The sequence below is a fragment of the Vibrio sp. G-C-1 genome (assembly GCF_021728015.1).
Lineage (GTDB): Bacteria > Pseudomonadota > Gammaproteobacteria > Enterobacterales > Vibrionaceae > Vibrio > Vibrio splendidus.
In genome coordinates this window covers 1-23,016 of record NZ_JAKKCR010000020.1, presented here as the reverse complement: position 1 = coordinate 23,016, position 23,016 = coordinate 1, and the positions used below count along the sequence as shown (strand labels likewise).

The 23,016-nt window shown below is 43.7% G+C and carries 22 protein-coding genes and 1 riboswitch; of the genes, 17 read left to right on the top strand and 5 right to left on the bottom strand.

Going from position 1 to position 23,016, the window contains the following annotated elements; all coding sequences use genetic code 11:
* The first annotated feature begins 41 nt into the window (after nt 1-41).
* The 6 genes from ftsY (at nt 42) to glpG (ending at nt 5,702) form a co-directional block, all read left to right on the top strand.
* A complete protein-coding gene (gene ftsY / locus L3V36_RS22055; protein ID WP_208775672.1) occupies nt 42-1,289 on the top strand; it encodes a signal recognition particle-docking protein FtsY in 1,248 nt (415 codons plus the stop codon).
* 77 nt (nt 1,290-1,366) lie between these two features.
* Nucleotides 1,367-2,044, top strand: coding sequence for a cell division ATP-binding protein FtsE (ftsE, locus tag L3V36_RS22050; protein ID WP_004736585.1), 678 nt, complete (start codon nt 1,367-1,369; stop codon nt 2,042-2,044).
* Nucleotides 2,031-2,999 (top strand): permease-like cell division protein FtsX, encoded by a 969-nt coding sequence (gene ftsX / locus L3V36_RS22045; RefSeq protein ID WP_004736584.1) that lies wholly within the window; start codon nt 2,031-2,033, stop codon nt 2,997-2,999. The genes ftsE and ftsX overlap by 14 nt, the downstream gene beginning before the upstream one ends.
* Before the next feature lie 177 nt (nt 3,000-3,176).
* Nucleotides 3,177-4,034, top strand: coding sequence for an RNA polymerase sigma factor RpoH (gene rpoH / locus L3V36_RS22040; protein ID WP_026012297.1), 858 nt, complete (start codon nt 3,177-3,179; stop codon nt 4,032-4,034).
* A gap of 443 nt (nt 4,035-4,477) precedes the next feature.
* The gene (gene glpE, locus L3V36_RS22035) at nt 4,478-4,798 is read left to right on the top strand and encodes a thiosulfate sulfurtransferase GlpE (protein WP_004736711.1); all 321 of its coding nucleotides are present in this window, start codon (nt 4,478-4,480) and stop codon (nt 4,796-4,798) included.
* Between the two features lie 58 nt (nt 4,799-4,856).
* Nucleotides 4,857-5,702: a rhomboid family intramembrane serine protease GlpG gene (gene glpG, locus L3V36_RS22030; protein ID WP_004736710.1), complete on the top strand. Its 846-nt coding sequence runs from the start codon at nt 4,857-4,859 to the stop codon at nt 5,700-5,702.
* Nucleotides 5,703-5,788: 86 nt separating this feature from the next.
* Here glpG and L3V36_RS22025 read toward each other — a convergent pair whose 3' ends face one another.
* Nucleotides 5,789-6,196: a flagellar basal body-associated protein FliL gene (locus tag L3V36_RS22025; protein ID WP_004736708.1), complete on the bottom strand. Its 408-nt coding sequence runs from the start codon at nt 6,194-6,196 to the stop codon at nt 5,789-5,791.
* A 162-nt stretch (nt 6,197-6,358) separates the two neighbouring features.
* Here L3V36_RS22025 and L3V36_RS22020 point away from each other — a divergent pair, with 162 nt between their 5' ends.
* Nucleotides 6,359-6,901, top strand: a complete 543-nt coding sequence (locus L3V36_RS22020) for a chorismate lyase (protein ID WP_004736706.1) — start codon at nt 6,359-6,361, stop codon at nt 6,899-6,901.
* Nucleotides 6,902-7,756, top strand: a complete 855-nt coding sequence (gene ubiA / locus L3V36_RS22015; RefSeq protein WP_017079819.1) for a 4-hydroxybenzoate octaprenyltransferase — start codon at nt 6,902-6,904, stop codon at nt 7,754-7,756. It abuts the gene before it with no gap.
* 103 nt (nt 7,757-7,859) lie between these two features.
* On the opposite strand, the gene plsB is transcribed toward ubiA, so the two are convergent.
* Complete coding sequence (plsB, locus tag L3V36_RS22010) at nt 7,860-10,283, bottom strand: glycerol-3-phosphate 1-O-acyltransferase PlsB (RefSeq protein ID WP_102447791.1); 2,424 nt, start codon at nt 10,281-10,283, stop codon at nt 7,860-7,862.
* A gap of 220 nt (nt 10,284-10,503) precedes the next feature.
* Here plsB and L3V36_RS22005 point away from each other — a divergent pair, with 220 nt between their 5' ends.
* From L3V36_RS22005 to dinF, 4 genes are all read left to right on the top strand, one after another.
* Nucleotides 10,504-10,866 (top strand): diacylglycerol kinase, encoded by a 363-nt coding sequence (locus L3V36_RS22005; protein ID WP_065682864.1) that lies wholly within the window; start codon nt 10,504-10,506, stop codon nt 10,864-10,866.
* A gap of 94 nt (nt 10,867-10,960) precedes the next feature.
* Entirely contained in the window at nt 10,961-11,581 is a 621-nt protein-coding gene (gene lexA / locus L3V36_RS22000; protein WP_004736702.1) for a transcriptional repressor LexA, read from the top strand.
* Between the two features lie 97 nt (nt 11,582-11,678).
* A complete protein-coding gene (locus tag L3V36_RS21995; protein ID WP_029221908.1) occupies nt 11,679-12,557 on the top strand; it encodes a class I SAM-dependent methyltransferase in 879 nt (292 codons plus the stop codon).
* Between the two features lie 117 nt (nt 12,558-12,674).
* Nucleotides 12,675-14,030, top strand: coding sequence for an MATE family efflux transporter DinF (dinF, locus tag L3V36_RS21990; RefSeq protein WP_208775673.1), 1,356 nt, complete (start codon nt 12,675-12,677; stop codon nt 14,028-14,030).
* Nucleotides 14,031-14,224: 194 nt separating this feature from the next.
* On the opposite strand, the gene sthA is transcribed toward dinF, so the two are convergent.
* Nucleotides 14,225-15,625: a Si-specific NAD(P)(+) transhydrogenase gene (gene sthA / locus L3V36_RS21985; protein ID WP_004736699.1), complete on the bottom strand. Its 1,401-nt coding sequence runs from the start codon at nt 15,623-15,625 to the stop codon at nt 14,225-14,227.
* A gap of 327 nt (nt 15,626-15,952) precedes the next feature.
* Here sthA and fabR point away from each other — a divergent pair, with 327 nt between their 5' ends.
* Nucleotides 15,953-16,594, top strand: coding sequence for an HTH-type transcriptional repressor FabR (gene fabR / locus L3V36_RS21980; protein WP_004736697.1), 642 nt, complete (start codon nt 15,953-15,955; stop codon nt 16,592-16,594).
* Nucleotides 16,594-16,965 carry a YijD family membrane protein gene (locus tag L3V36_RS21975; protein WP_004736696.1) on the top strand — a complete coding sequence of 124 codons (372 nt, stop codon included), beginning with the start codon at nt 16,594-16,596 and terminating at the stop codon, nt 16,963-16,965. Before fabR ends, L3V36_RS21975 begins: the two co-directional genes overlap by 1 nt.
* A gap of 91 nt (nt 16,966-17,056) precedes the next feature.
* Here the strand turns inward: L3V36_RS21975 and trmA are convergent, their stop codons facing one another.
* Nucleotides 17,057-18,166 carry a tRNA (uridine(54)-C5)-methyltransferase TrmA gene (gene trmA, locus L3V36_RS21970; protein ID WP_017104715.1) on the bottom strand — a complete coding sequence of 370 codons (1,110 nt, stop codon included), beginning with the start codon at nt 18,164-18,166 and terminating at the stop codon, nt 17,057-17,059.
* A 155-nt stretch (nt 18,167-18,321) separates the two neighbouring features.
* Nucleotides 18,322-18,525, top strand: a riboswitch (cobalamin riboswitch).
* Between the two features lie 39 nt (nt 18,526-18,564).
* Between trmA and L3V36_RS21965 the strand changes: the two genes are divergently transcribed.
* The 3 genes from L3V36_RS21965 to murI are packed head-to-tail and all read left to right on the top strand — an operon-like array spanning nt 18,565 to nt 21,966.
* On the top strand, nt 18,565-20,385 hold the full coding sequence (locus L3V36_RS21965) for a TonB-dependent receptor (RefSeq protein ID WP_102447790.1): 1,821 nt from the start codon (nt 18,565-18,567) through the stop codon (nt 20,383-20,385).
* Nucleotides 20,386-20,433: 48 nt separating this feature from the next.
* Nucleotides 20,434-21,099: an ATPase gene (locus L3V36_RS21960; protein ID WP_102447789.1), complete on the top strand. Its 666-nt coding sequence runs from the start codon at nt 20,434-20,436 to the stop codon at nt 21,097-21,099.
* A gap of 60 nt (nt 21,100-21,159) precedes the next feature.
* Nucleotides 21,160-21,966 (top strand): glutamate racemase, encoded by an 807-nt coding sequence (gene murI / locus L3V36_RS21955; protein WP_065614805.1) that lies wholly within the window; start codon nt 21,160-21,162, stop codon nt 21,964-21,966.
* Here the strand turns inward: murI and L3V36_RS21950 are convergent.
* Entirely contained in the window at nt 21,929-22,381 is a 453-nt protein-coding gene (locus L3V36_RS21950) for an RNA-binding protein (protein ID WP_004736687.1), read from the bottom strand. The genes murI and L3V36_RS21950 overlap by 38 nt on opposite strands.
* Nucleotides 22,382-23,016 lie beyond the last annotated feature (635 nt).

Below are 23,016 nucleotides of genomic sequence, written 5' to 3'. Positions count from 1 at the left end.
AAGTCAATACAGCTAATTAGTAGATCTAGGAAACTCCTCTGATGACGGAAAAAAAGAAGCGCGGATTATTATCGTGGCTTGGTTTTGGTGACGAAGAACAAAGCCCAAAAACTCAGAATGAAGCGAACGTAGAAAACGTTGAAGATCAAACTGAAGTTGAATCACAAGTCGAGGCTGAAGCTGAAGTAGCTAAGCCAACTGAACCTCAGTCAGTTGAATCTGAGCTTGCTGAATCAGATCAAGCGCTTGAAGAGACTCAAGAAGAGCAGCAACCTGTCCTAGCAGAAGCAGAAGCAGAAGCAGAAGCAGAACAGGAAGATGTTGCTGTTCCTCAAGCTCAGGTTGAAGAAGTTCAAGATAAGCCGACAGAAAGCTTCTTTGCGCGCCTTAAGCGTAGTCTTAGCCGCACTAAAGCAAACATCGGTGCTGGCTTCTTTGGCTTGTTCAAGGGTAAACAAATCGATGAAGATCTGTTTGAAGAACTAGAAGAGCAACTTCTGATTGCAGACGTGGGTATGAATACCACGGTTAAGATCATTGAAAATCTGACAGAAAAAGCATCTCGTAATGACCTAAAAGACGGTGAAGCTCTATATGGTCTGCTCAAAGAAGAGATGGCGGATATCTTAAGCCAAGTGGAACAGCCATTAGTTGTTGATACGACTAAAACACCTTACGTTATTTTAATGGTTGGTGTGAATGGTGTCGGTAAGACAACCACCATCGGTAAGCTGGCTAAACAATTCCAAAGTGAAGGCAAGAAAGTGATGTTGGCGGCGGGTGATACCTTCCGTGCGGCAGCGGTTGAACAACTTCAGGTTTGGGGCCAACGTAATAATGTTCCTGTGATCGCTCAGCACACAGGTGCCGATAGCGCGTCTGTTATCTACGATGCCATTGAAGCGGCGAAAGCGCGTGGTGTTGATGTTGTGATTGCCGATACTGCAGGTCGTTTGCAGAACAAGAGCAACTTGATGGAAGAGCTGCGTAAGATTGTTCGTGTAATGAAGAAGATTGATGACTCTGCACCGCACGAAATCATGTTAACGCTAGATGCTGGTACCGGTCAGAATGCTATCAGCCAAGCGAAGCTGTTCAGTGACGTGGCACCAGTAACGGGTATTACGCTCACTAAGCTAGATGGTACGGCGAAAGGCGGCGTGATTTTCTCAATTGCTGACCAGTTCCAGATTCCAATCCGCTACATTGGTGTGGGTGAAGGCATTGATGACCTGCGTCCATTTGAGTCTAAAGACTTTATTGAAGCACTATTTAGCCGCGAAGAGTAACGCGAGTAGCAAAGTGGTTTATCCTTAACCTGCTACCGTTTTAAATTTGATATGAGTGATCGTAAGAGGAATTTTCGGTGATCAAATTTCAGCAAGTGAGCAAAGCCTACCGAGGCGGACGACAAGCGCTCCAAAAAGTGGACTTTCACCTTAAACGTGGAGAGATGGCTTTTTTGGGTGGGCACTCTGGCGCTGGTAAAAGTACCTTGCTGAAGTTGATCTGCGCCATCGAGCGTCCAACTGACGGACGTGTTTGGTTTAACGATCACGATATCACTCGTATTCCAGCTAAAGACATTCCCTTCTTACGTCGTAACATCGGGATTGTCTTTCAAGACCATCGCCTACTGATGGATCGCTCGATTTTTGATAACGTCGCACTGCCTATGCGTATTGAATCTATTTCTGAAAATGAAATAAAACGCCGAGTCAGTGCTGCGTTGGATAAAACCGGCTTACTAGACAAAGCCCGTTGTTTGCCAAGCCAGCTTTCTGGTGGTGAGCAGCAACGCGTGGGTATCGCTCGCGCTGTGGTTAACCGTCCAACTCTGCTTTTAGCGGATGAGCCGACCGGCAACCTCGATCCTGAATTATCTAACCGTGTATTACGTTTGTTTGAAGAGTTCAACCGCGCAGGTGTCACGATCATCCTAGCGACGCACGATATCGGGTTAGTGAACACTCGCCCTCAGTACCGTCATCTTGAGTTAAACCAAGGCTTTTTGAGTGAGGTTGAAGACTATGGCCGCGAATAAGCGCATTAAGAAACCTCAATCCAATCGAGCAGCAAACCGGGCTTCAAGCGACGGTTTCTTTGTTGTTCATTGGAAACAAGCTAAGTCATCGTTCTCGCAAATGTGGCAACGTCCGTTGGGCAACTTGTTGACCCTTGCGGTGATCTCAATGGCTTTGGCGATGCCAGCTTGTTTGTACCTACTGGGTAAGAACGTTGGTGAAGTGGCTCAAGATGTCACCAGCCCGTCACAAATAAGTGCTTATGTAGAGGATGGTATTCCTGAGCCGAGAGTAATGGTGCTTAAGGATGAAATTGAAAGTTGGGATCAAGTCGAGCTGGTGGAATACATTTCACCGCAACAAGGGCTTGCGGATCTAAGCCAGTATTCTGGTTTTGAAGATGCCCTGACTATCCTAGATGATTATTCATTGCCAGGTGTGTTGGTGATTACGCCAAGCGTGCACAGTGATGTCTTAATCAAAGAATTAGCAAGCAACGTTAAAAAACAAGAGCTAGTGACCGATGTTCGTTTAGACGAAGATTGGTTAGCTCGATTAGATGCGATCAAAGCACTAGCAGCGGTCATCGTTATTACCCTAACGGTATTGATGTTGGGCGCGGTATTTTTGATTATTGGCAATACATTACGCTTTAATGTGTTGGCGCATAAAGACGAGATTCAAACCATGAAGCTGATTGGTGCCACCGACAGCTACATTCTTCGACCATACCTTTATGCTGGGATGTGGTTTGGCGTTTTAGGTTCGATTAGTGCTTGGGTTATGACGGCATTGATTACCGTATTGCTCAACAGTGCAGTGGATGATTTGGCTCAGCTTTATGATAGCCATTTCCGCTTAATTGGCCTGAGTTGGGATGAATCTTTATTACTTTTGATCGTCGGAACCCTGCTTGGTAGTGTGGCTGCGAAGCTTTCTGCACAGCGTCACCTAAAAGAAATTGAACCAGTTTAGGTGAATAGAGTCATATTTATACGAAAAATAGGCAGTTCTTAACCAGTTTTTGCCTTGTATAGACGAATTGATTATGCATAATTACTTCCCCCTCCTTGAAACCTGTTCATTTTAGGTTCAAGATTGTCGGGTTTTAATAGATGTATTACTCCAGATCAGAGATTGATGAGGAACCGAATGGCAAACCAAGCGTATCAAATGGCTTTAGTCACACAAGATAGTTTAGATAGCTATATCCGCTCAGCGAACAGCTACCCTATGCTGACTCCTGAAGAGGAACGTGGACTTGCAGAGCGATTACATTACAAAGGTGAGATCGACGCTGCGAAAGGCTTGATCCTTTCCCACCTAAGATTCGTGGTGCACGTTGCAAGAGGCTACTCTGGCTACGGGCTACCAATGGCTGATCTCGTCCAAGAAGGTAACATCGGCTTGATGAAGGCTGTTAAGCGCTTCAATCCAGAAGTTGGTGTTCGTCTAGTCTCTTTTGCTGTTCACTGGATCAAAGCTGAGATTCATGAGTACGTTTTGCGTAACTGGCGTATCGTTAAGATCGCAACAACGAAAGCACAACGTAAATTGTTCTTTAACCTTCGTAAGTCTAAAAAGCGTTTAGGTTGGTTCAATAACGGCGAAGTTGAGACGGTTGCACGTGAGTTGGGTGTTGAGCCTTCAGAAGTTCGTGAGATGGAATCACGCTTAGCGGCACAAGACGCTACGTTTGAAGCCCCGATGGATGACGATGATGGTGGTTCTGCTTACACGGCTCCAGTTTACTACCTAGAAGACAAAGCATCAGACGTTGCTGAAACGGTTGAAGCGGCGAATTGGGAATCACACACCAACAATCGCCTAGGACTCGCATTGAAGAGCTTAGACGAACGCAGCCAGCACATTGTGCGCTCACGTTGGTTAGATGATAATAAGTCGACACTGCAAGACTTAGCGGATACCTACAGCATTTCTGCAGAGCGTGTTCGCCAGTTAGAAAAGAATGCGATGAAGAAGTTGAAACAAGCCGTTGGCGATTTCTAATAGCATCTAGCATCTAGCATCTAGCTTCTACTTTCTAGTAGAGCTAACAAATAGCTGAATTTTGAAAAGGCCGAGATCGAGAGATCTCGGCCTTTTTGTTTTGGATCGATTTCTCAATTTTTGCGATCGAAATTTGCAAAGTGATTTTGTGGATAACTCTGTGAGAAGTTTATTCGTCAGCTGTCTAAAAGCAGGGTGTAGTAAGGCTTTGAAGGGGTTTTTCGAGTGGGGATATGTTTCAGTTAACCCACAGCTAGATCAGGATCATTACTACATGTTGTGGATCTATTTTTAAAAAAGCACTTTATTCACGCAATTCACAGGTTTATCCACAAATGGTGTAAAAGTGATCGCTGGTGGATAACCTTATTAAGTGGATGTGATTGTTAGCCTTGGGATAGGTTACAATGGCAGCAAAGTAAATCAGTATAAAAGAGAAAGTCATGGACCAGTTTAAACATATCGATGTTAAAGGTGCTCAAGCCCTTATTGAACAAGGCGAAGCTCGACTTGTCGATATACGTGACCCGCAGTCTTTTGCGGTAGCTCACTCAAAAACCGCTTACCATCTTACTAACGATACCATGGTGTCGTTCATGGATGAGGTTGAGTTCGAACAGCCAATCTTAGTGATGTGTTATCACGGTATTAGTAGCCAAGGTGCGGCACAATATTTAGTGAACCAAGGCTTTGAAGAGGTATATAGTGTTGATGGTGGATTTGAAGCTTGGCATCGTGCTGAACTTCCAGTGATCGCGGGTTAATAGCCTTTATCACTTGAACCGCTTCAAGCATCTCTCATAGCATGAATAGGAAGTAACAATGATTAGATTGATGGTGTTAGACAATCCACGTCTTGCTCAAGCGTTTATTGATTATATGGCCTCTCGTCAGATCCCTATTCAGATGTCACCTGAGGGAGAAGGGCGTTTTGCTCTTTGGCTTCTTGATGGTCAATATCAGGTTGAAACCGAGGCCGAGCTCAATCGTTTCCTGTCGGAACCCAATCATAAGCGCTATCAAGCAGCATCTTGGGACATGGCAGAGACCAGAAAGAGCAACTTTCATTATCACACGCCAAGTTTTATGGGCATGATAAAAGCCAAAGCGGGCCCCGTGACACTCAGCCTGATGTTGGTGTGTGTGGTGATTTTTGCACTGCAGCAAGTCGGTTTTGGTCAAGCTATTTTCAACGCCCTACATTTCCCTGCGGTGGATGGACAACAATGGCAATTGTGGCGTTGGTTAAGCCATGCTGTTCTGCACTTCTCTGTTATGCATATCGCATTTAATATTTTGTGGTGGTGGCAGTTAGGTGGGGACATTGAGAAAAAACTAGGTAGCCTCAAGCTACTTCAGATCTTTGCTGTCTCTTCTGCGCTTTCAGGTGCTGGGCAGTACTGGGTTGAAGGGGCGAATTTCGGTGGTTTGTCTGGTGTTGTGTATGCCTTGGTTGGCTATCTATGGGTGGTGGGCGCAAAAGCCCCTCAGCTTGGCTTAGGCATTCCAAGACAGATCGTCGGCTTTATGTTGGTGTGGCTAGTGCTTGGGTACATGCAACCGTTCATGGCCATTGCAAACACCGCGCATTTGGCTGGCCTAGCCGCTGGTGTCATTATTGGTTGGATTGATGCTATGAAAGCACCGAGTTCAGCACGAAGCGAGTAGATGCTTTTTGGCAGTAGTTAAATAATAGAGACAAAAAAGCGGCCAGATGAGCCGCTTTTTTATTTGGATTCGTTTTTACATCATTATTACTGATAAAGGTATTTGGTAAACAGTAGGTCAGCAATGAGGGTTTTGCCTGTTTCAGGAAGCAATACCTTGTTGAGATGTTCAACTAAGGTTTTTCTTAAATCTTCACGACCAGATAGAGACTTAATGGTTTCTTCGTTTTGTTTACCTAGCAATTCAATCACAGCATCACGAATCAGTGGTTGGTGGTGCTCAATGGCTGCCAAGTCGTTACTATTCGCAACCATAATATCGAGGCGAACCTGAATGTAGCCCAGTTTTTTACCTTTAGTGTAAAAATTGGTGGTCAGGTCAGGCTCTAGCGTGAAGTAGGCTAGTTTGGGTGCCGATTCCTCTTCAGCGAAACTTGATGCTGAAAAGAGTAGGGTAATCGCAAGAAATATTTGGGCTACATAACGTTTGTGCATATTTGTGACTTTTCTTTAGTTTATTCGCGATATTCGAAACGCATTAGTCTTGTTACAATGAGCGGTCTAAATCTAAATACGTTTACAATTCGAAGAACGCTTTAATTTTGTTCGAAAGTTGAAGCTTTATTGTACGTGTAAAGTCACCTATTGAATACTAGTATGAATCAGCCAATATCGCTGTATCTTAATTCGTTAATGAATGTAGATTGGCAAAGCACAGAAACATTTGATTTTCCTAATAAAATCACCAGAGAGTGGCTTTTGGAGCAAGGTTCTCTTTCCCGCAAGTTGGGCAAGAGCTGTCAGCACCTGTCTGTTGAGTTGCTTCATAATCAAGTTGTAGAACGCTCAATGCTACAACAGGACGAGGAACTTCTTTTATCATCGTTTGATTGCTTACTGCGTAAAGTAATTTTGAAGGGTGATGATGAGCCGTGGGTGTTAGGGCGAACCTTGATTCCTCGAGTCACATTAGAAGATCATCAGCACTCTGACCTTTCTCAACAAGGTAATGTCCCACTTGGTTTAACCGTGTTCAGCGCTGAGAACGTGGAGCGAGATGCTCTGCAAGTTGGTTGGGTTATCGCAGGCGATGAGCGACTGCTCGCGCGTCGTTCTCGATTATGGATGAACCATAAACCGATGCTTGTGGCAGAACTGTTTTTGCCAACATCACCCATTTACTCTAAGGAGAGTGTGTAAATGCTTGCCACCAAAGCGAAGGCGTATTGGCAATTAACGCGAATGAATCGCCCGATTGGTACCCTGTTACTCCTTTGGCCGACCTTGTGGTCGCTGATTATCGCCGCGCAAGGTATGCCTGATTTTGATGTCTTGGTTGTTTTCGTACTCGGCGTGGTATTGATGCGTTCAGCTGGCTGTGTGATCAATGATTTTGCTGACCGTAAAGTGGATGGTCATGTAAAACGCACCAAGCAGCGTCCATTACCTTCCGGTTTGGTTTCCAGTAAGGAAGCTATTCTGCTCTTTTTAGTGCTAGCCATGGTTTCATTCTTACTGGTGCTAACCATGAATCCGCTGACGATTAAGCTTTCTGTTATCGGTGTTGGCTTAGCCTTCATTTATCCTTTTATGAAGCGTTTTACGCACCTTCCACAGTTGTTCCTCGGCTTAGCGTTTAGTTGGGCAATCCCAATGGCTTGGGCGGCGCAAACTAATGAGCTACCTAGTGTGGTCTGGTTTATTTTCATTATCAATGCGTTGTGGACGATTGCCTACGACACACAATATGCAATGGTTGACCGAGATGACGATTTAAAAATTGGCATCAAATCGACGGCTATTCTATTTGGTCGTTTCGACAAGCTTATCGTTGGCTTCTTACAGCTAGTGACACTGGCGATGTTAATAGCGTTAGGCATGCATTACCAATTAGGAGATACCTTTTATTGGGCACTGCTGGTTGCGGGGGGCTTGTTTGTGTATCAACAACATCTGATGCGCCACCGTGATCGAGACTTATGTTTCCAAGCTTTCCTAAACAACAATTATGTTGGAATGGCAGTGACAGCAGGCTTATTCATTACCTTCTGGTAAGCATGAGTTTTTTGCTAAACGAACGCTCAATAAAAAGGCACCCAATGGGTGCCTTTTTTGATCGTGTTCAGTCTAGTGATTAAAGCAATTGCTAACCAAGCGATTACTCTGCTTGGTGGATACTCTCTTGAATCGTCAGACGGACCTCTGGGTAAAGCATTGAGTAAAGAAGCTTAGCGAATTGCTGAGTCTTTTCTAAATCGCAGTTACCTTCGTTATCCAGATATTGCTGTTGTTTCAAAGTTGCGAACATCGACGCAAACACACCTTTATCGAAGAACTCTGGTGCATTAATGCCTTGTAGACGTCCCAGTCGTTGTGCGATGTCTTGGCTCTTCTGCTCAAGATCAGATTTATCCAGATCAGGGTTTTCTGCCAATAGGTTCAAAGCAATAGAGTAGCGCTGTAGCGTTTCTGAAATCGTACGGCCTAACAGCATCAGTGCTTGGCTGTTTGACTGGTTGATGGTTACTTGGTTGTCCGACACCACAAGCATACCTTGGCCAACAAGCTCTTCAATGATGTTCGCCACCACGCTTTCAAGCTGATCTTCGTCGTAGCTTAAGAACAACTCTTTCTTCAAGAACGGGTAGATAGCAGCAACGTTCTCTTGAATTGCGTCAATGGTTAGGCCGTGCTGACGAATGGTCATCTGAGCAATTAACGATGGTAGAGCAAACAAATGAATGATGTTATTACGGTAGTAGGTCATCAGAATTGACTGGTGACGGTCTAGCGAAATGATGTCGCCCATTGAGTCTGATTCAATTAGGAACTTGTTCAGCGATTCAGCGTGTTTTACCAGATCTTCAGCGCTGTCTTTTGGTACCGTAAATGTATCAGAGTAAGGCACGTTCTTAAGCAGAGACAGGTAACAGTTGATCTGAGAAACCAAAGAATCACGAGACAATGCACGCTGTCTTGAAGCCAGTAACGCCGTTGCACAAAGTGTTAGTGCGTTGGTCGCTGCCGCATCGTTAATGTGTGTCATCATTTTGGTTGCCAGGTCATTGACCACTGGATTCATCCATTGTGGCTTGCTGGTTCCCATTGGATCGATATCTTTAGTCCACTCTGGAGCGTGCTCGTTCAGATATTGGTTAAGCTGAATCGGCTCACCAAAGTTCACGTAGCCTTTACCAAAATTGCGCAGTTTACGGAGCGTACGAATCACTAGGCTCGCATTTTCTTTTTCTTTGCGCTTACCACGAAGCTCTTTTGCGTAGGTCGCCACTTCCATTACGTGCTCGTAGCCGATGTACACAGGTACTAACGTTACTGGACGGTTCATGCCGCGCAGCATAGCCTGAATAGTCATCGCCAACATGCCGGTTTTAGCTTGTAGCAGGCGACCTGTGCGAGAGCGACCACCTTCACTGAAATACTCGACTGAGTAACCTTTGGCGAACAATTCCGCCAGATATTCACGGAAAATAGTCGAGTACAGCTTGTTGCCTTTGAAGCTACGACGAATAAAGAACGCACCACCATGACGGAAAATAGGACCGGCAGGGAAGAAGTTCAGATTGATACCCGCAGCGATATGCGGCGGCACCATGCCCTCGTGGTAAAGCACGTAAGAAAGCAGTAAGTAATCCATGTGACTACGATGACAAGGCACATAAACAATCTCGTGACCATCTTGAGCCAGCTTACGAACTGTTGAAGCGTTGCTGATATGCAGGCCTTGATACAACTTATTCCACAACCAACCAAGAATCTTCTCACCGCGTTTGATTAGCGAGTAAGAGAAGTTCGCAGCAATCTCGTCCATGATGTCTTGAGCTTCTTTGCTCGCTTTCTCGATCGAGATGTTCTTTGCTTGTGCTTCATCTTCAATCGCTTTCTTGATCGCTTCAGATTTTAGTAGGCGGTCAAACAGAGCTTGGCGACTTGGCAGGTTAGGACCTGATGCTGCAAGTTTTTGGCGAGAAAAGTGAATACGTGCCACGCGCGCCAGTTTGTGTGCGATGGTGTTGTCGGTGCCGTGTGAGTTAGCCATGTAACGCAGAGAAACCACAGGACTAAAGCGAACCAAGCAGTCACGACCTGCCAGTAATACCGCTTTTGATTTCTCTAAGCCGTTCATTGCTTGTAGGTAAGGTTTCTGGTTATTCTCTTTACCAGGTTTACGACCCCACAATACAGTGGCTGGGATAACTTGAACGTCGAGATCAGAGTCTTCAGCATGCAGTGAAAGCAGCTCAGAGAAGACTTCAATTGATGAGCTTGGTACATAATCATCGTCTTGCAGTAGAGTTTTGCGAGAAGAGATAAAAACGTAGCGTTGCAGTGATTTGCCATTGATTTCAAGCTTGCTCAACGGATCAGGTAACCCTAATTCAAGTGCATGTTTTTGCAATGTAAGAATGTCTACACTTGAGCGAAACGGTAAGGCGTATACAATCGGTTTGCTCAAATCAATGTTCAAATCCTCAACAGGGTTTGAAGGAATTGATGTGCCCTTTACCAATACGGATAAAGGTAGCTTCATTAATGAACGTGAAAAAGATTGTCCAGAAGACATATAGGTTCACTGCCTCAATAGTTATTTCAATGTGCTCAAGCGTATCTCTATTTCTATGATGAAAAGGATAAATCCTGTGAGTGAAATAGGGATAAGCCTAGGCGTAAATTTAATCGATGCAAGAATACCAGAAACTGGTCTAACCTTTTAATGGAAATAGTCATATTGCCGTTAAGTTTGTGGAAAATCATTCATCGACTGATTGAGTATAGGGTTAAAAATGACCAAAAAATCAAACACCGGATTCAAACGTATCGTGAAAGCGGCGGGCTTTTCATGGCAAGGCATCACGAGCTCGTTTAAAAACGAGGCGGCATTTCGACAAGAAGTATTCATGGCCGCAGTGCTTATTCCGTTGGCGTTTTACTTAGATGTAAGCCAAGTTGAGAGAATCTTGATGATTTCAGCCATCGTGTTGGTGATGGTTGTCGAGTTGATCAATACCGCGATTGAAGCGGTCGTTGACCGAATCGGAAGTGAACATCATGAGCTTTCTGGGATGGCGAAAGATGTTGGCTCAGCTGCAGTTTTTATCTGTTTAGTATTAGCGGGTTACGTGTGGCTAGAGATCTTGTTTTTGTAATTCGCTAAAAATGAACTAAAAACAACCAATTGCTTTGCTTTTGTTCAGTTACTGGATATACTCACAGTCAACTGTATAAAAAGACAGGTGAATCATGAAGCCGTTAACGCCCCGCCAGCAACAAGTTTTTGACCTTATCAAAAGTAAGATCGAAGATTTCGGTATGCCACCGACACGTGCAGAAATCGCGCGCGAACTTGGCTTCCGTTCTGCTAATGCTGCAGAAGAACATTTAAAAGCTCTTGCTCGTAAAGAAGCGATTGAGATTATCCCGGGTGCGTCTCGTGGTATTCGTATTTTGCTTGAAGATGCAGCGAATGAAGAGCAAGGTTTACCACTAATCGGTCAGGTTGCCGCTGGTGAGCCTATTTTGGCTCAAGAGCATGTAGAAATGCATTATCAAGTTGATCCAGGCATGTTTAAACCACAAGCTGACTTCTTACTTCGTGTAAATGGCGAAAGTATGAAAGACATCGGTATTATGGACGGTGATCTATTAGCTGTTCATAAAACACAAGATGTCCGCGATGGTCAGGTTGTCGTGGCTCGTGTCGATGATGATGTAACGGTAAAACGCCTAGAACGTAAAGGTTCAACGGTGCTGTTACACGCTGAAAATGAAGAGTTTTCTCCAATCCATGTCGATCTGGAATCTCAACACCTGTCTATTGAAGGGCTGGCTGTTGGTATTATCCGCAACACTGACTGGATGTAATCAGTACAAACAGCTTATTGATATTTATTCTCAATAACTTGTTATTGTAATTGATATTCATTATCATCTTCTTTGTCGAGATACAAGGAAGATGATGATGCCAAATCCAACCAAACCTCAAATGAAGCCGCTTATTCCTAAGCCGCGCTCTTCTGTTCAAAAGGCTCCTTTTGATCAAGGGTCTGCACATCAGGAATTCCAAGTTCCGACGGATCTCGTTCAACATCTTTGGTTTCGCAGCCGCGAAAGCCTTGCCGATGACGGCCTAGTCTATGACCCTATCGCAGCTCAAGCCTGCAAGCGCTGCCAATTAGCACCAGAATGTCTTACAGGTGAACTCGACCAACAACAACTTCTCTACGCAACATTGACTCAGCTTTGTGACTCTCAAGTTCAACAATTTCTATCTCATAACCCAGATGCTTGGATTATCAATGTTGGGGCAGGCCTCGATACTCGTTTCTACCGTTTAGATAATGGCCGCTGTCATTGGGTTGAATTGGATGTAACTGAAAATCTAGTTTGGCGCCAACGCCTGTTCCACAAGAATGAACGCTACCGTTTGGAGTGTGGCTCGGTTGACGATCTGACTTGGTTGGATGAGCTCAACATCCCAGAACAAGCCTCAGTGATGGTGGTGTGCGAACATGCTTTGCTTGATTGCAATGAACAACAAACCGCATATTTTATTCAGTCATTGAGTCGTTACTTTACTCATGCACACGCGTGTTTAGTGTTAGCTGGAGACAAAAGCTCTAGTGCTCTTGGGCAAAAGCTTGGTTCAGGAAAATATGCACATGGCTTATCTTCTCCAGTAGACAGTGTTCTTAATTGGCTGCCATGGGCGCAATGGGTAAAAGCGTTTTCTCCACTTGATCAACAATGCAATCGTTGGAAATTGTGGCAGCGATTACTGTGTAAGATCTCTCAGGTCAAAAAGCGCTTAACGCCACAGTTGGTGCTTGTTAAGTGGTAGTGCTAGCGACTTTGTTTGCAGGTAGCTGAATAGAAGTATCAAGATAAGTAAAACCCCACAACATAGTGAAAGCCCACCCACTAGGTTAAACTATCGCCTCTAATCAAAGAGGTGATCGTGAAGCTATTTAATCCCCAAACTATTTTTCAAACGCTATCCAATCAGGCGATGCACAAAAAAGTGCTATTGCTCGCGATCCCGATGGTTCTCTCTAATATTACGGTTCCACTGCTGGGCTTAGTTGATGCTGCAGTTATCGGTCACCTAGAGCATTCTTGGTATTTAGGTGGTGTGGCCTTAGGCGGCACCATGATCAGTGTGACCTTCTGGTTGCTTGGTTTCCTGCGTATGTCGACGACTGGATTGGCCGCGCAATCTTATGGTGCGAATGATGGTAAGCAGCTTGGTTTAGTCTTTGTGCAAGGCGTGACTATGGCCTTAGGGTTTGCTGGTGTCTTTTTGCTTTTACACAGCTTTGTTGCGGATGCGGTTTTCTCATTGAGCAGTGCCAGCGAGCAAGTCAAACATTATGGCCTGCAGTACTTCTCTATCCGTACCTGGAGTGCACCTGCTGCGCTAACTAACTTTGTGCTGTTAGGTTGGTTGCTCGGAACCCAAAATGCCAAAGCGCCAATGTGGATGGTGGTTATCACTAATATCACCAACATTGTTTTAGATATCGTATTTGTGATTGGCCTCGGCTGGCAAGTTGAAGGTGCAGCATTGGCATCGGTGATAGCAGATTATGCCGGGCTAACGTTTGGCTTAATTTGTGTTTATCGAATCTGGATGAAGAGGCAACTGCCATCTCCATGGGAGTTGCTTAAGAAAACCAGCCAAGGTTTGAGTCGTTTCGTAAAACTGAATCGCGATATCTTTCTGCGCTCGCTATGTCTGCAAGCGACTTTCACTTTTATGACCTTCCAAAGCGCAAGCTTTGGTGATGATGTGGTGGCGGCTAATGCGGTATTGATGAGCTTCTTGATGATCATTTCTTATGGGATGGATGGTTTTGCTTATGCAATGGAAGCTATGGTCGGAAAGGCGATTGGCGCGAAAGATAAAGAAGAGTTAAATCAGTCTTTGATTGGCACTTTCTTCTGGAGCTTCAATATTTGTTTGGTACTGACCATAGCGTTCGCGATTGCTGGGTCTAGTTTGATTAATATGATTACTACAATTCCAGAGGTTAAGAGTCAGGCTGAGGTGTATCTGCCATGGCTGATTGCGATGCCGCTCGTTTCTATGTGGTGCTTCTTGCTAGACGGTATTTTCGTGGGCGCTACCAAAGGCAAAGATATGCGTAACAGTATGTTTGTGGCTACCTGCAGTTTCTTTGCGATTTTCTACTTAGCATCAGGTTTAGAGAACCATGCGCTGTGGCTAGCAATGTTGAGCTTTATGGCCATGCGCGGCATTGGTCTTGGTGTTCTATTTATCTCTCAGTGGAAGAAAGGGGAGTTTCTCGCTTAGCTTAGATAGATTAGATAGATTAGTTCAGGGAGCGAAAAAGAGAAGCTGTGCAGGTAAAGTAGCATTTAGAACATCATGATCTAATTACCCTCATAACTATATAATTCAGTAGTTTAAATAAAAACAGCAAGCTCATGGCTTGCTGTTTATGTATTTGGCCTACAGGTGGTCAAATAGTCCTATTGGTTCTTTGTTTAGAACAAACGGTTAAGTCCGTTCAGCGCTGCGACGCGATACGCTTCGGCCATTGTTGGATAGTTGAAGGTCGTATTCACAAAGTACTCGATGGTATTGGCTTCGCCTTTCTGTTCCATGATCGCCTGACCGATGTGGATGATCTCAGCAGCACGCTCACCAAAAACGTGGATACCTAAAATCTCTTTAGTTTCACGATGGAAAAGTATCTTCAAGCTACCAATATCTTTACCTGCGATTTGAGCACGAGCTAAGTGCTTGAATGAAGATCGTCCCACTTCATAAGGTACTTTAGCAGCGGTAAGCTCTTGTTCTGTTTTACCGACAGAGCTGATCTCAGGAATGGTATAGATACCTGTTGGGATATCTTCGATAAGGTGTCGTTCTGCTTCACCTTTCACCACGGCTTGGGCTACGAATCGACCTTGGTCATAAGCAGCACTTGCTAGGCTAGGATAACCAATCACATCACCAACAGCGTAAACATGTTCAACACTGGTTTGGTAGTTGCTGTTGACTGAGACTTGTCCTCGAGAGTCCGCTTCTAAGCCAACGGCACCAAGATTCAGCTTGTCAGTATTACCCGTTCGGCCATTGGCATACAGTAGACAGTCGGCACGCATTTTCTTACCAGACTCTAAGTGAATGATTACACCGTCGTCAGTACCTTCAATTTTCTCAAAGGTTTCATCGTTACGAATAACAACGCCGCTGTTCCAGAAGTGATAAGACAGAGCATCCGAGGTTTCATTGTCTAAGAATGACAACAGGCGATCGCGAGTATTAATAAGATCGGTTTTAACGCCTAAACCACGGAAGATTGAAGCGTATTCACAACCAATAACGCCAGCCCCATAGATGATGATGTGTTGAGGGTCGTGTTTAAGAGAAAGAATCGAGTCGCTGTCGTAGATACGTTCATGCAGAAAGTCGACGTTGTCTGGTTGATAAGGACGAGAACCTGTAGCTATAACAAATTTGTCTGCGCTGTAATGTTCTTCAGTACCATCGCTCTGCATGACAGAGATAGTGTTAGTATCGATAAAACGCGCAGTACCAAACACCAATGTGCACTGGTTACGGTCGTAGAAGCCTTGACGCAATCGAGTCTGTTTGTCGATGACTGATTTAGCATGACCCAGAATGTTGGAGAAGGTTGAGTGAATGCTTTTATTGTTCTGACAAAACAGCGGGTTGCTATTGAATTCAATGATGCGGCTTACTGCATGACGCAGTGCTTTTGAAGGAATCGTTCCCCAGTGGGTGCAACCACCACCAACGCTGCTCTCTTTTTCAATGATTGCAACGTTCAACCCGGCTTTGGTTAATCCCATCGCTGCCCCTTCTCCTCCGGGGCCACTACCAATTACGATTACATCAAAGTGGTTGGAGTGCGGCATAGATATCTTCCTTGTTATATTTGATTAACATTGCTTTAGCGAGATTTTAACTGATTCTGTTCTTGGGTACATGAAAAGGGCATCAGAGAGTCGGTGGGATCACGCAGTGTTATCGAAAAAATAATATTTGGTATGTCGTATGTCTCCAAATGACAGTGTGGATATTGAAATTTTTTCTTCGAACGTATTTACTTCGGTACGTGAACAAAGAGGTGTGTTTAGTGTCTTATATAACCAGAGTGCCTTATATAAATATGTGATTCGCGTTATATTGAACAGAGTATTAGGCATGCCTGTTTAGGCTGTAAAAGAAGAGTTTGATAAAGTATGAAACCAATGGGCATTCGCGCGCAGCAAAAAGAAAAAACTCGTCGCAGCTTAATCGACGCAGCATTTAGCCAGCTCAGTGCCGATCGTAGCTTTTCCAACCTAAGCTTGAGAGAAGTTGCTCGTGAGGCTGGAATAGCGCCGACTTCCTTTTATCGTCATTTCAAAGACATGGATGAGCTTGGCTTAACCATGGTTGATGAAGGTGGCTTACTGTTGCGTCAGCTAATGCGTCAAGCTAGGCAACGCATAGTAAAAGAAGGCAGTGTGATTCGTACCTCGGTTGAAACCTTTATGGAGTTCATTGAAAGCAGCCCAAACGTATTCAGACTGTTATTGCGAGAGCGCTCAGGAACCTCTTTTGAGTTTCGTGCTGCGGTAGCTCGTGAGATACAGCACTTCTCTGCTGAGTTAACCGAATATTTGATAACGACTGGCATGACACGAGATGAAGCTTTTACTCAAGCTGAAGCCTCCGTCATTTTGGTCTTCAACTCAGGGGCAGAAGCATTAGATTTAGATCGACGTCAGCGAGATGAATTGGCTGATCGCTTGATCATGCAATTGCGAATGATGGCCAAAGGTGCTTTTTGGTATCGTAAAGAACGTGAACGTAACCGATTAAAAGGCGGGATTGAATAATGTCGAATGAAAATAATACTGTAAACCGTGGTTCTGAAAGAAAGACACTCGTACTTGCTGTTGTTGCAGGTGTGTGTGGTGATGCACTGTTATCTTGGGTAACAATGAGCGAAGTGGGCTTCTCTATTTTCCCATTGATTGCTTTAGTTTTGGCTGTACAAGCGCTTTACCAAGAATACCTAACGAATCCAGTATCTGAAGATATTCCATTAGTGGGTTTAGCTTGTTTCTTTGTAGGTGCATTTGGCCATTCGGCTTTTGTGAAAGCACAACACCCTGATGCAGGATCAAACTTCTTTGCGATTATTGTCGCGATGCTGTTACTCGCTTGGGTAGGTAAGAAGCTAGGCTTTATCGGTAAAACCGCTTAAACCAACGTCAACGTATAAATAAAAAAACGAGCCAATTGGCTCGTTTTTTGTATCTGCTGTTTAGCTTCGACTTCGACCTAGATAGCGAGACTTACGCTTTACGCTCTAGGAATACACCGGCTTCCATGTGGTGCGTATAAGGGAACTGATCAAATAGAGCAAAACGAGTGATGTCGTGTGTTTCGCTTAGAATGTCTAGGTTCTCTTTCAATGTCTCAGGGTTACAAGAGATGTACATGATGCGCTCGTAGCCTTGAACCATCTTACAAGTATCAACGTCCATACCTGAACGCGGTGGATCAACAAAGATAGTGTTGCAGTTGTAGCTCTTCAGATCGATGTTTGCTTGTTGTAGGCGGCGGAATTCACGCTTACCTTCCATTGCTACGGTAAAATCTTCCGCAGACATACGGATAATCTGAACATTATCAATCTTGTTCGCCGCAATGTTGTATTGAGCAGACTCAACAGATGGCTTCGCTAGCTCAGTTGCAAGTACACGCTCAAAGTTTTGTGCCAGAGCTAATGAGAAGTTACCGTTGCCACAGTAAAGCTCTAATAAGTCACCTTTGCTGTCTTGAGTGCAGTCGACAGCCCATTCCAGCATTTTCTCTGCTACTTTGCCGTTTGGTTGAGTAAAGCTGTTTTCTACTTGCTGGTATATATAGCTATCACCATTCACATCTAGCTTTTCAATTACGTAGTCGCGATCAAGGACGATTTTCATCTTACGCGCACGGCCAATCAGGTTTAGGTTAAAACCTTCATCATTCAATTGCTGCTTCAGTGCTTTAGCATCTTGAATCCATTGCTCACCCAATTGACGGTGGTAAAGCAGTGATACCAAAATCTCACCACTCAACGTAGAAAGAAAATCTACTTGGAATAGCTTATGGCGTAGAGAGTGGTTGTCTTTCATTGCATCTGTTAGTAGAGGCATTAAATCGTTGATAAGACGGCTAGCTGCTGGGAACTGGTCTACACGGTATTTTTCTTTGGTCTCTTGATTGAACATGACGTAATACATATCGTCACCTTCATGCCACACGCGAAATTCAGCACGCATGCGGTAGTGTTGTTCTGGAGATTTATACACTTCCAACTCAGGCACATCGTATTGTGAGAACATTTCAGTAAGACGTTCAGTCTTTTCTGCTAGTTGTTCTTGGTAGCGTTGCGGGTTTACATCTAAATTCGCCATTGTTATGCCTTTTTGCTGTCGTGCTTTTAAATCAAGAGCGCAGATTTTATTCAATCACAGGCGCTTGTCCAGTGTTGAGAGCTATTCAATGTAAATCGAGCATGAAAACTATAGCTTATAACTATCTTAGACTAGACAAATGATTCATAGGTTAATACTATCTCCCGCAAGCTGGTGCCATTTGGATGTATAGATGGCTGAAGAGGGAATCTGGTGTAAATCCAGAACTGACGCGCAGCGGTAAGAGAGAACGAGTATTCAAAGACACTGCAAATAGCTTTTTGTGGGAAGTCGAATATCAGGTAACCATAAGGTTGTGCTCTTGAGTCCGAATACCTGCCAGCGGCTAAGCCATACAATGTGGCTTGGTAGGACTTTACGCGATTTAGGATCACAACATGAACAAATCCCTTTTAGCGGTTGCTGTAGCATCGCTACTTTCACCTATCTCCAATTTACACGCACAAGAAGTATCTACTGACGAAACCATGGTGGTTACGGCTAACCGTTTTGAGCAGCCTTTAAGTGATGTTATTGCATCAACAACGGTTGTTTCTAAACAAGAAATCGAAGAAACCCAAGCTAAATCTCTAGTGGATGTATTGAAACGAGTACCTGGCGTTGAAGTTTCTCAAAGTGGCGGACGTGGACATAGCGCATCTGTTTTTATGCGCGGCTATAATAGTGATCAAGTATTGTTTCTAGTTGATGGTGTCCGTATTGACTCTGCTGCTGGCGGTATTAATTTTAATCATATCCCAGTAGGCATTATTGAGAGAGTTGAAGTGATTCGTGGTTCTGGCGGAGCTCTTTATGGTTCTGATGCTGTAGCGGGTGTAATTAATGTTATTACAACCTCTGGTAGTTCAACTGAATCGACAATGATTTCCGTTGGAGCTGGTAGCGACGCTCAAAAGGAAGCTAACTTTTCAACGACCCGTAATTTGTCTAATGGCGGAACATTAAAGCTCGCTGGTGGTTTTGATGAGACTGAAGGTTACGATATCAAAGATCCTGCTACTGGACTTAATTATGGGTATGAAAGCCAAAATCTTTTTGCATCGTATTCTCAACCTATTAATGAGGTCTTTTCAGGTAGTGCTTCAGTTCGCTGGTTCGATAGTTTAACTGAGTACGATTCTGGTGGTAAGAACTATGGCTACTCTGAGAATCTGAGTGTTACAGCTGCTCTTGATTATAAAGGTGATAACTTAAGCTCGACTCTTAGGGCTAATCAACAAGCGATCGAGAACCTAGACTATTCACAAGCTCAGGGTAAAGATAATGCTGGTACTAAAAAGAAAATAGACCTAACGAACTTACAGTTCTTAAATCAGTATTACATCAACGAGAACGTTTCTGTTGGTGCTGGCGCAGATTGGCGTAGAGAAAAGCTTGATGATGATGCTTTGTCATATGGATCTCCTGATGCTCTAGCTGGTGAGTCTCGCGATACGACGGGTGTTTACGCTTCTTCTGAACTTAGATTCGGTGATGTTCAAATCGTAGGTAGTGTGCGTAACGATAAACACGATACATACGATAATCATACGACTTGGTCTTTAGGGACTCGCTATTACCTAACGGAGAAACACTCGTTAAGAGCTGCCGCAGGTACATCATTTAAAGCTCCGAGCTATTCTGATCTAACAACAAACTCAGACCTAAAGCCTGAAGAGGCCGAAAATCGCGAAATTGGATACACCGGTGAATTCGATTTATTCAAGCTGGATGTGACTGCATACGATAATGAAGTCGATAACTTAATTATTTGGTATGAAGGTAGCCCATTTTGGTATCCTCAAAACGTAGATGCAAAACTTAAAGGTTTAGAAATCACAGGTAATTTTGACACGTGGTTTATCCATCACACGGTTGTTGCTGAGTTTAAAGATCATAAAGACTCTGCGGGCAACAAATTAGCGAAGCGTGCTGATGAAAACTACAAGTGGTTGATGGATGCTTCATATGAAGATTTTGATGTGAACCTTACTTATACATACACGGGTGATAGAGCGGGTAATCCAAAAGAAACAACCGATCCAGATAATATTTTGCCATCAGTGAGCTTGTGGGATGTTTCTGTGGGGTATTGGATTTCCCCTGAGCTAGTTGTTCGTGGTCGAGTTGATAACTTAACTAACGAGAAATACCAAACAACGCTAGGATATAACGCTCCTGAACGCAGGTACTTTGCTAATCTAGCTTACCAATTCTAATTTACACCTAAACCGCCTTCGGGCGGTTTTTTCTTATTGGGTATATCAATGAAAAAGAAAGTCATCATAAGTTGGTCATCAGGGAAAGACTCGACATTAACGCTGGAGCGTCTAATTGAAAGCTCCGAATATGAAGTTGTTGCTCTTTATACGACATATGTTGGAGATGAAGTTCCTTTCCAAGTAACTCCGATTGATGTGGTTGCCATGCAGGCGCAATTAGTCGGTTTGCCATTAATCATGATTGAACTTCCGGAAGTATTTCCTAGTAATGAGATCTATCAAAGTACCATTGTTACAGCGCTTAAAGGCTCTGGTTTATCTATCGATGCCGTGGCATTCGGCGATATGTTTTGTAATGGCATTGCCGATTATCGAAGAAGCTATATAGAACCAGCCGGTTGGGAGTGTGTGTTCCCTCTAATGGGAGAGAGCAGTCAGGCACTTGCGAGTGAAATAATAGACAGAGGAATCGAAACCTTTCTCGTCACGGTCGATAGCGATGCATTAGATATGAGCTATTGCGGGAAAAAATACACGCTTGAACTAATAGACAGTTTACCGAGTCATGTCGATCCATGTGGCGAAGATGGTGAGTTCCATACCTTAGTGACGTCAGCGCCATGCTTTAAAGGTAAGCTCAAGATAGATCTAAAAAATGTAGAGCAAGGTGAGCGCTTTGTTCATCAACGTTATCAAGCTTGCATTATATAGAGTGAGGATTGGCGAAAACTAAGCGAAGGGGTATCATTGCAGCGAAACTTATTACAGGTAATCGTTGTGTCGGATAGTCTACAAAAAAACATATTGGTCTTTGATTCTGGGGTGGGTGGTCTATCCGTATATAAAGAGATAAGCCAGTTACTACCGAATCATAACTATACTTATGTATTCGATAACGAGGCCTACCCATACGGTGAGCTCGACCAGCAAGTCCTTATCCACAGAGTTCAAAGCATCGTCACCAGTTTTGTGGCTAGCCACGCTATTGATATTGTGGTGATAGCTTGTAATACGGCCAGTACGATAGTCTTGCCTACACTTCGTGCTAATAATCTAGTCCCAATTGTTGGGGTTGTTCCGGCAATCAAGCCTGCATCCCTACTTGCCAATAAAGCCGTTGGTCTTATTGCAACACCTGCAACGATTACTCGTGAATACACACACGAGCTCATCAAAAACTTCTCGAGTAATAAAAGAGTCGAGCTTTTAGGTTCTACTCGGCTGGTGGATATGGCTGAAGATAAACTCAGAGGTGAGGCGATTAACCTTGAAGAGTTACAGCAAATCCTTCAACCGATGATCAATACAATTGATGTGGCCGTTTTAGGATGCACACATTTCCCGCTGATAAAATCTGAGATTCAACAAGTCTTAGGTAAGAGTGTTTTATTGGTTGATTCCGGTAAAGCGATTGCGAAGCGAGTTCAAGATTTATTGGATTTGGAAAGTGGTAATAAAGAAGGGGGAGTGCGCGAGGTTTTTTGTAGTGCACTTCCTAAGAAAGAAAGTGCACTAAATAGCATGTTAAAGCAGTTAGGATTTAGCTCAGTTCAGCTTCGTCCGTTTCTGGATGTTTAGGATCATTTGCAACTCGCACTTTTAAAGTTCGTTGCATGTAATCTTTATCGTTAAGTTCTGAAATAGCATGATTTACATCATTGCTAGCCATTACGACAAATCCAAAGCCTCTTCTTTTACCAGTACGTTTGTCTTTCATTAAGCGTACTGCAAATACTTCACCATACTCTGAGAATAATTCACGTACGTGTGATTCATTCGCTTTGTATGGAAGGTTACCTACATAAAGTGTTTTTGTTGATGCCTTAGGTTCTGAATCTGATTTTGAGTCGGTGCTTGAAAAGTTAACAACAAAAGCGGAAGCCAAGACACCAAGGATAAAGGTAATTGCAGGCGATATATCTACCTGAGAGAAAACAATGCCACCTAGAACAGCTAGTGCGACAATTAACAACATCGATTTTTTTGAGTTCATATCGGAATACTACATATTAATAAACGAAATAGACGCATCTACTCTTAACAAAATAGATACATGAATCTTACGTTCATGGTTTCCATTTTGCCAATGTATTGCTGTGATACGTCTCAAATGTTTAGTTTTTATTCGAAAAATGCGGATCTGGTGGCTTTTTAGGCGAACAAAACTTTTATTCAAAAAAGCCCTTGTGCTCTATGTCGATCTCTCTATAATGCCGCCTCACCGACACGGAGTGAGACGAAAGTCACACGGCGAAATCGGTAGAGAAAAAGGAGTTGAAAATAACCCTTGACTCTCTAAGTGGTGCAGGTATAGTACGCACCCCTAGCGACTGAGATGTGAATCACAAAACGCTAGCGCTCTTTAACAATTTAAACCTATCAATCTGTGTGGGCACTCGTTGATGAATATCAAAACGTCATTCTTAGGAATGGCAGTTACTTCGGTAACAAACTTGATTTCAATGAACTGAGTGACCAATACAAAGTTAAGTTTACTTAATTTTGGCACAGTCAATTCATTACCATTCTGTTGGAATGGTAATAGCTTTAAAATTACACTCTTTATTTATAAAGAATAGTTTTGAAGTCAGTATTCGTTGAGTCACAAAATCTTAAATTGAAGAGTTT

Coding starts and splice junctions, on each gene's coding strand:
- ftsY (WP_208775672.1), top strand. CDS start 42: ATGACGGAAAAAAAGAAGCGCGGATTATTATCGTGGCTTGGTTTTGGT.
- ftsX (WP_004736584.1), top strand. CDS start 2,031: ATGGCCGCGAATAAGCGCATTAAGAAACCTCAATCCAATCGAGCAGCA.
- rpoH (WP_026012297.1), top strand. CDS start 3,177: ATGGCAAACCAAGCGTATCAAATGGCTTTAGTCACACAAGATAGTTTA.
- glpE (WP_004736711.1), top strand. CDS start 4,478: ATGGACCAGTTTAAACATATCGATGTTAAAGGTGCTCAAGCCCTTATT.
- glpG (WP_004736710.1), top strand. CDS start 4,857: ATGATTAGATTGATGGTGTTAGACAATCCACGTCTTGCTCAAGCGTTT.
- L3V36_RS22025 (WP_004736708.1), bottom strand. CDS start 6,196: ATGCACAAACGTTATGTAGCCCAAATATTTCTTGCGATTACCCTACTC.
- L3V36_RS22020 (WP_004736706.1), top strand. CDS start 6,359: ATGAATCAGCCAATATCGCTGTATCTTAATTCGTTAATGAATGTAGAT.
- ubiA (WP_017079819.1), top strand. CDS start 6,902: ATGCTTGCCACCAAAGCGAAGGCGTATTGGCAATTAACGCGAATGAAT.
- plsB (WP_102447791.1), bottom strand. CDS start 10,283: ATGTCTTCTGGACAATCTTTTTCACGTTCATTAATGAAGCTACCTTTA.
- L3V36_RS22005 (WP_065682864.1), top strand. CDS start 10,504: ATGACCAAAAAATCAAACACCGGATTCAAACGTATCGTGAAAGCGGCG.
- lexA (WP_004736702.1), top strand. CDS start 10,961: ATGAAGCCGTTAACGCCCCGCCAGCAACAAGTTTTTGACCTTATCAAA.
- L3V36_RS21995 (WP_029221908.1), top strand. CDS start 11,679: ATGCCAAATCCAACCAAACCTCAAATGAAGCCGCTTATTCCTAAGCCG.
- sthA (WP_004736699.1), bottom strand. CDS start 15,625: ATGCCGCACTCCAACCACTTTGATGTAATCGTAATTGGTAGTGGCCCC.
- fabR (WP_004736697.1), top strand. CDS start 15,953: ATGAAACCAATGGGCATTCGCGCGCAGCAAAAAGAAAAAACTCGTCGC.
- L3V36_RS21975 (WP_004736696.1), top strand. CDS start 16,594: ATGTCGAATGAAAATAATACTGTAAACCGTGGTTCTGAAAGAAAGACA.
- trmA (WP_017104715.1), bottom strand. CDS start 18,166: ATGGCGAATTTAGATGTAAACCCGCAACGCTACCAAGAACAACTAGCA.
- L3V36_RS21965 (WP_102447790.1), top strand. CDS start 18,565: ATGAACAAATCCCTTTTAGCGGTTGCTGTAGCATCGCTACTTTCACCT.
- L3V36_RS21960 (WP_102447789.1), top strand. CDS start 20,434: ATGAAAAAGAAAGTCATCATAAGTTGGTCATCAGGGAAAGACTCGACA.
- L3V36_RS21950 (WP_004736687.1), bottom strand. CDS start 22,381: ATGAACTCAAAAAAATCGATGTTGTTAATTGTCGCACTAGCTGTTCTA.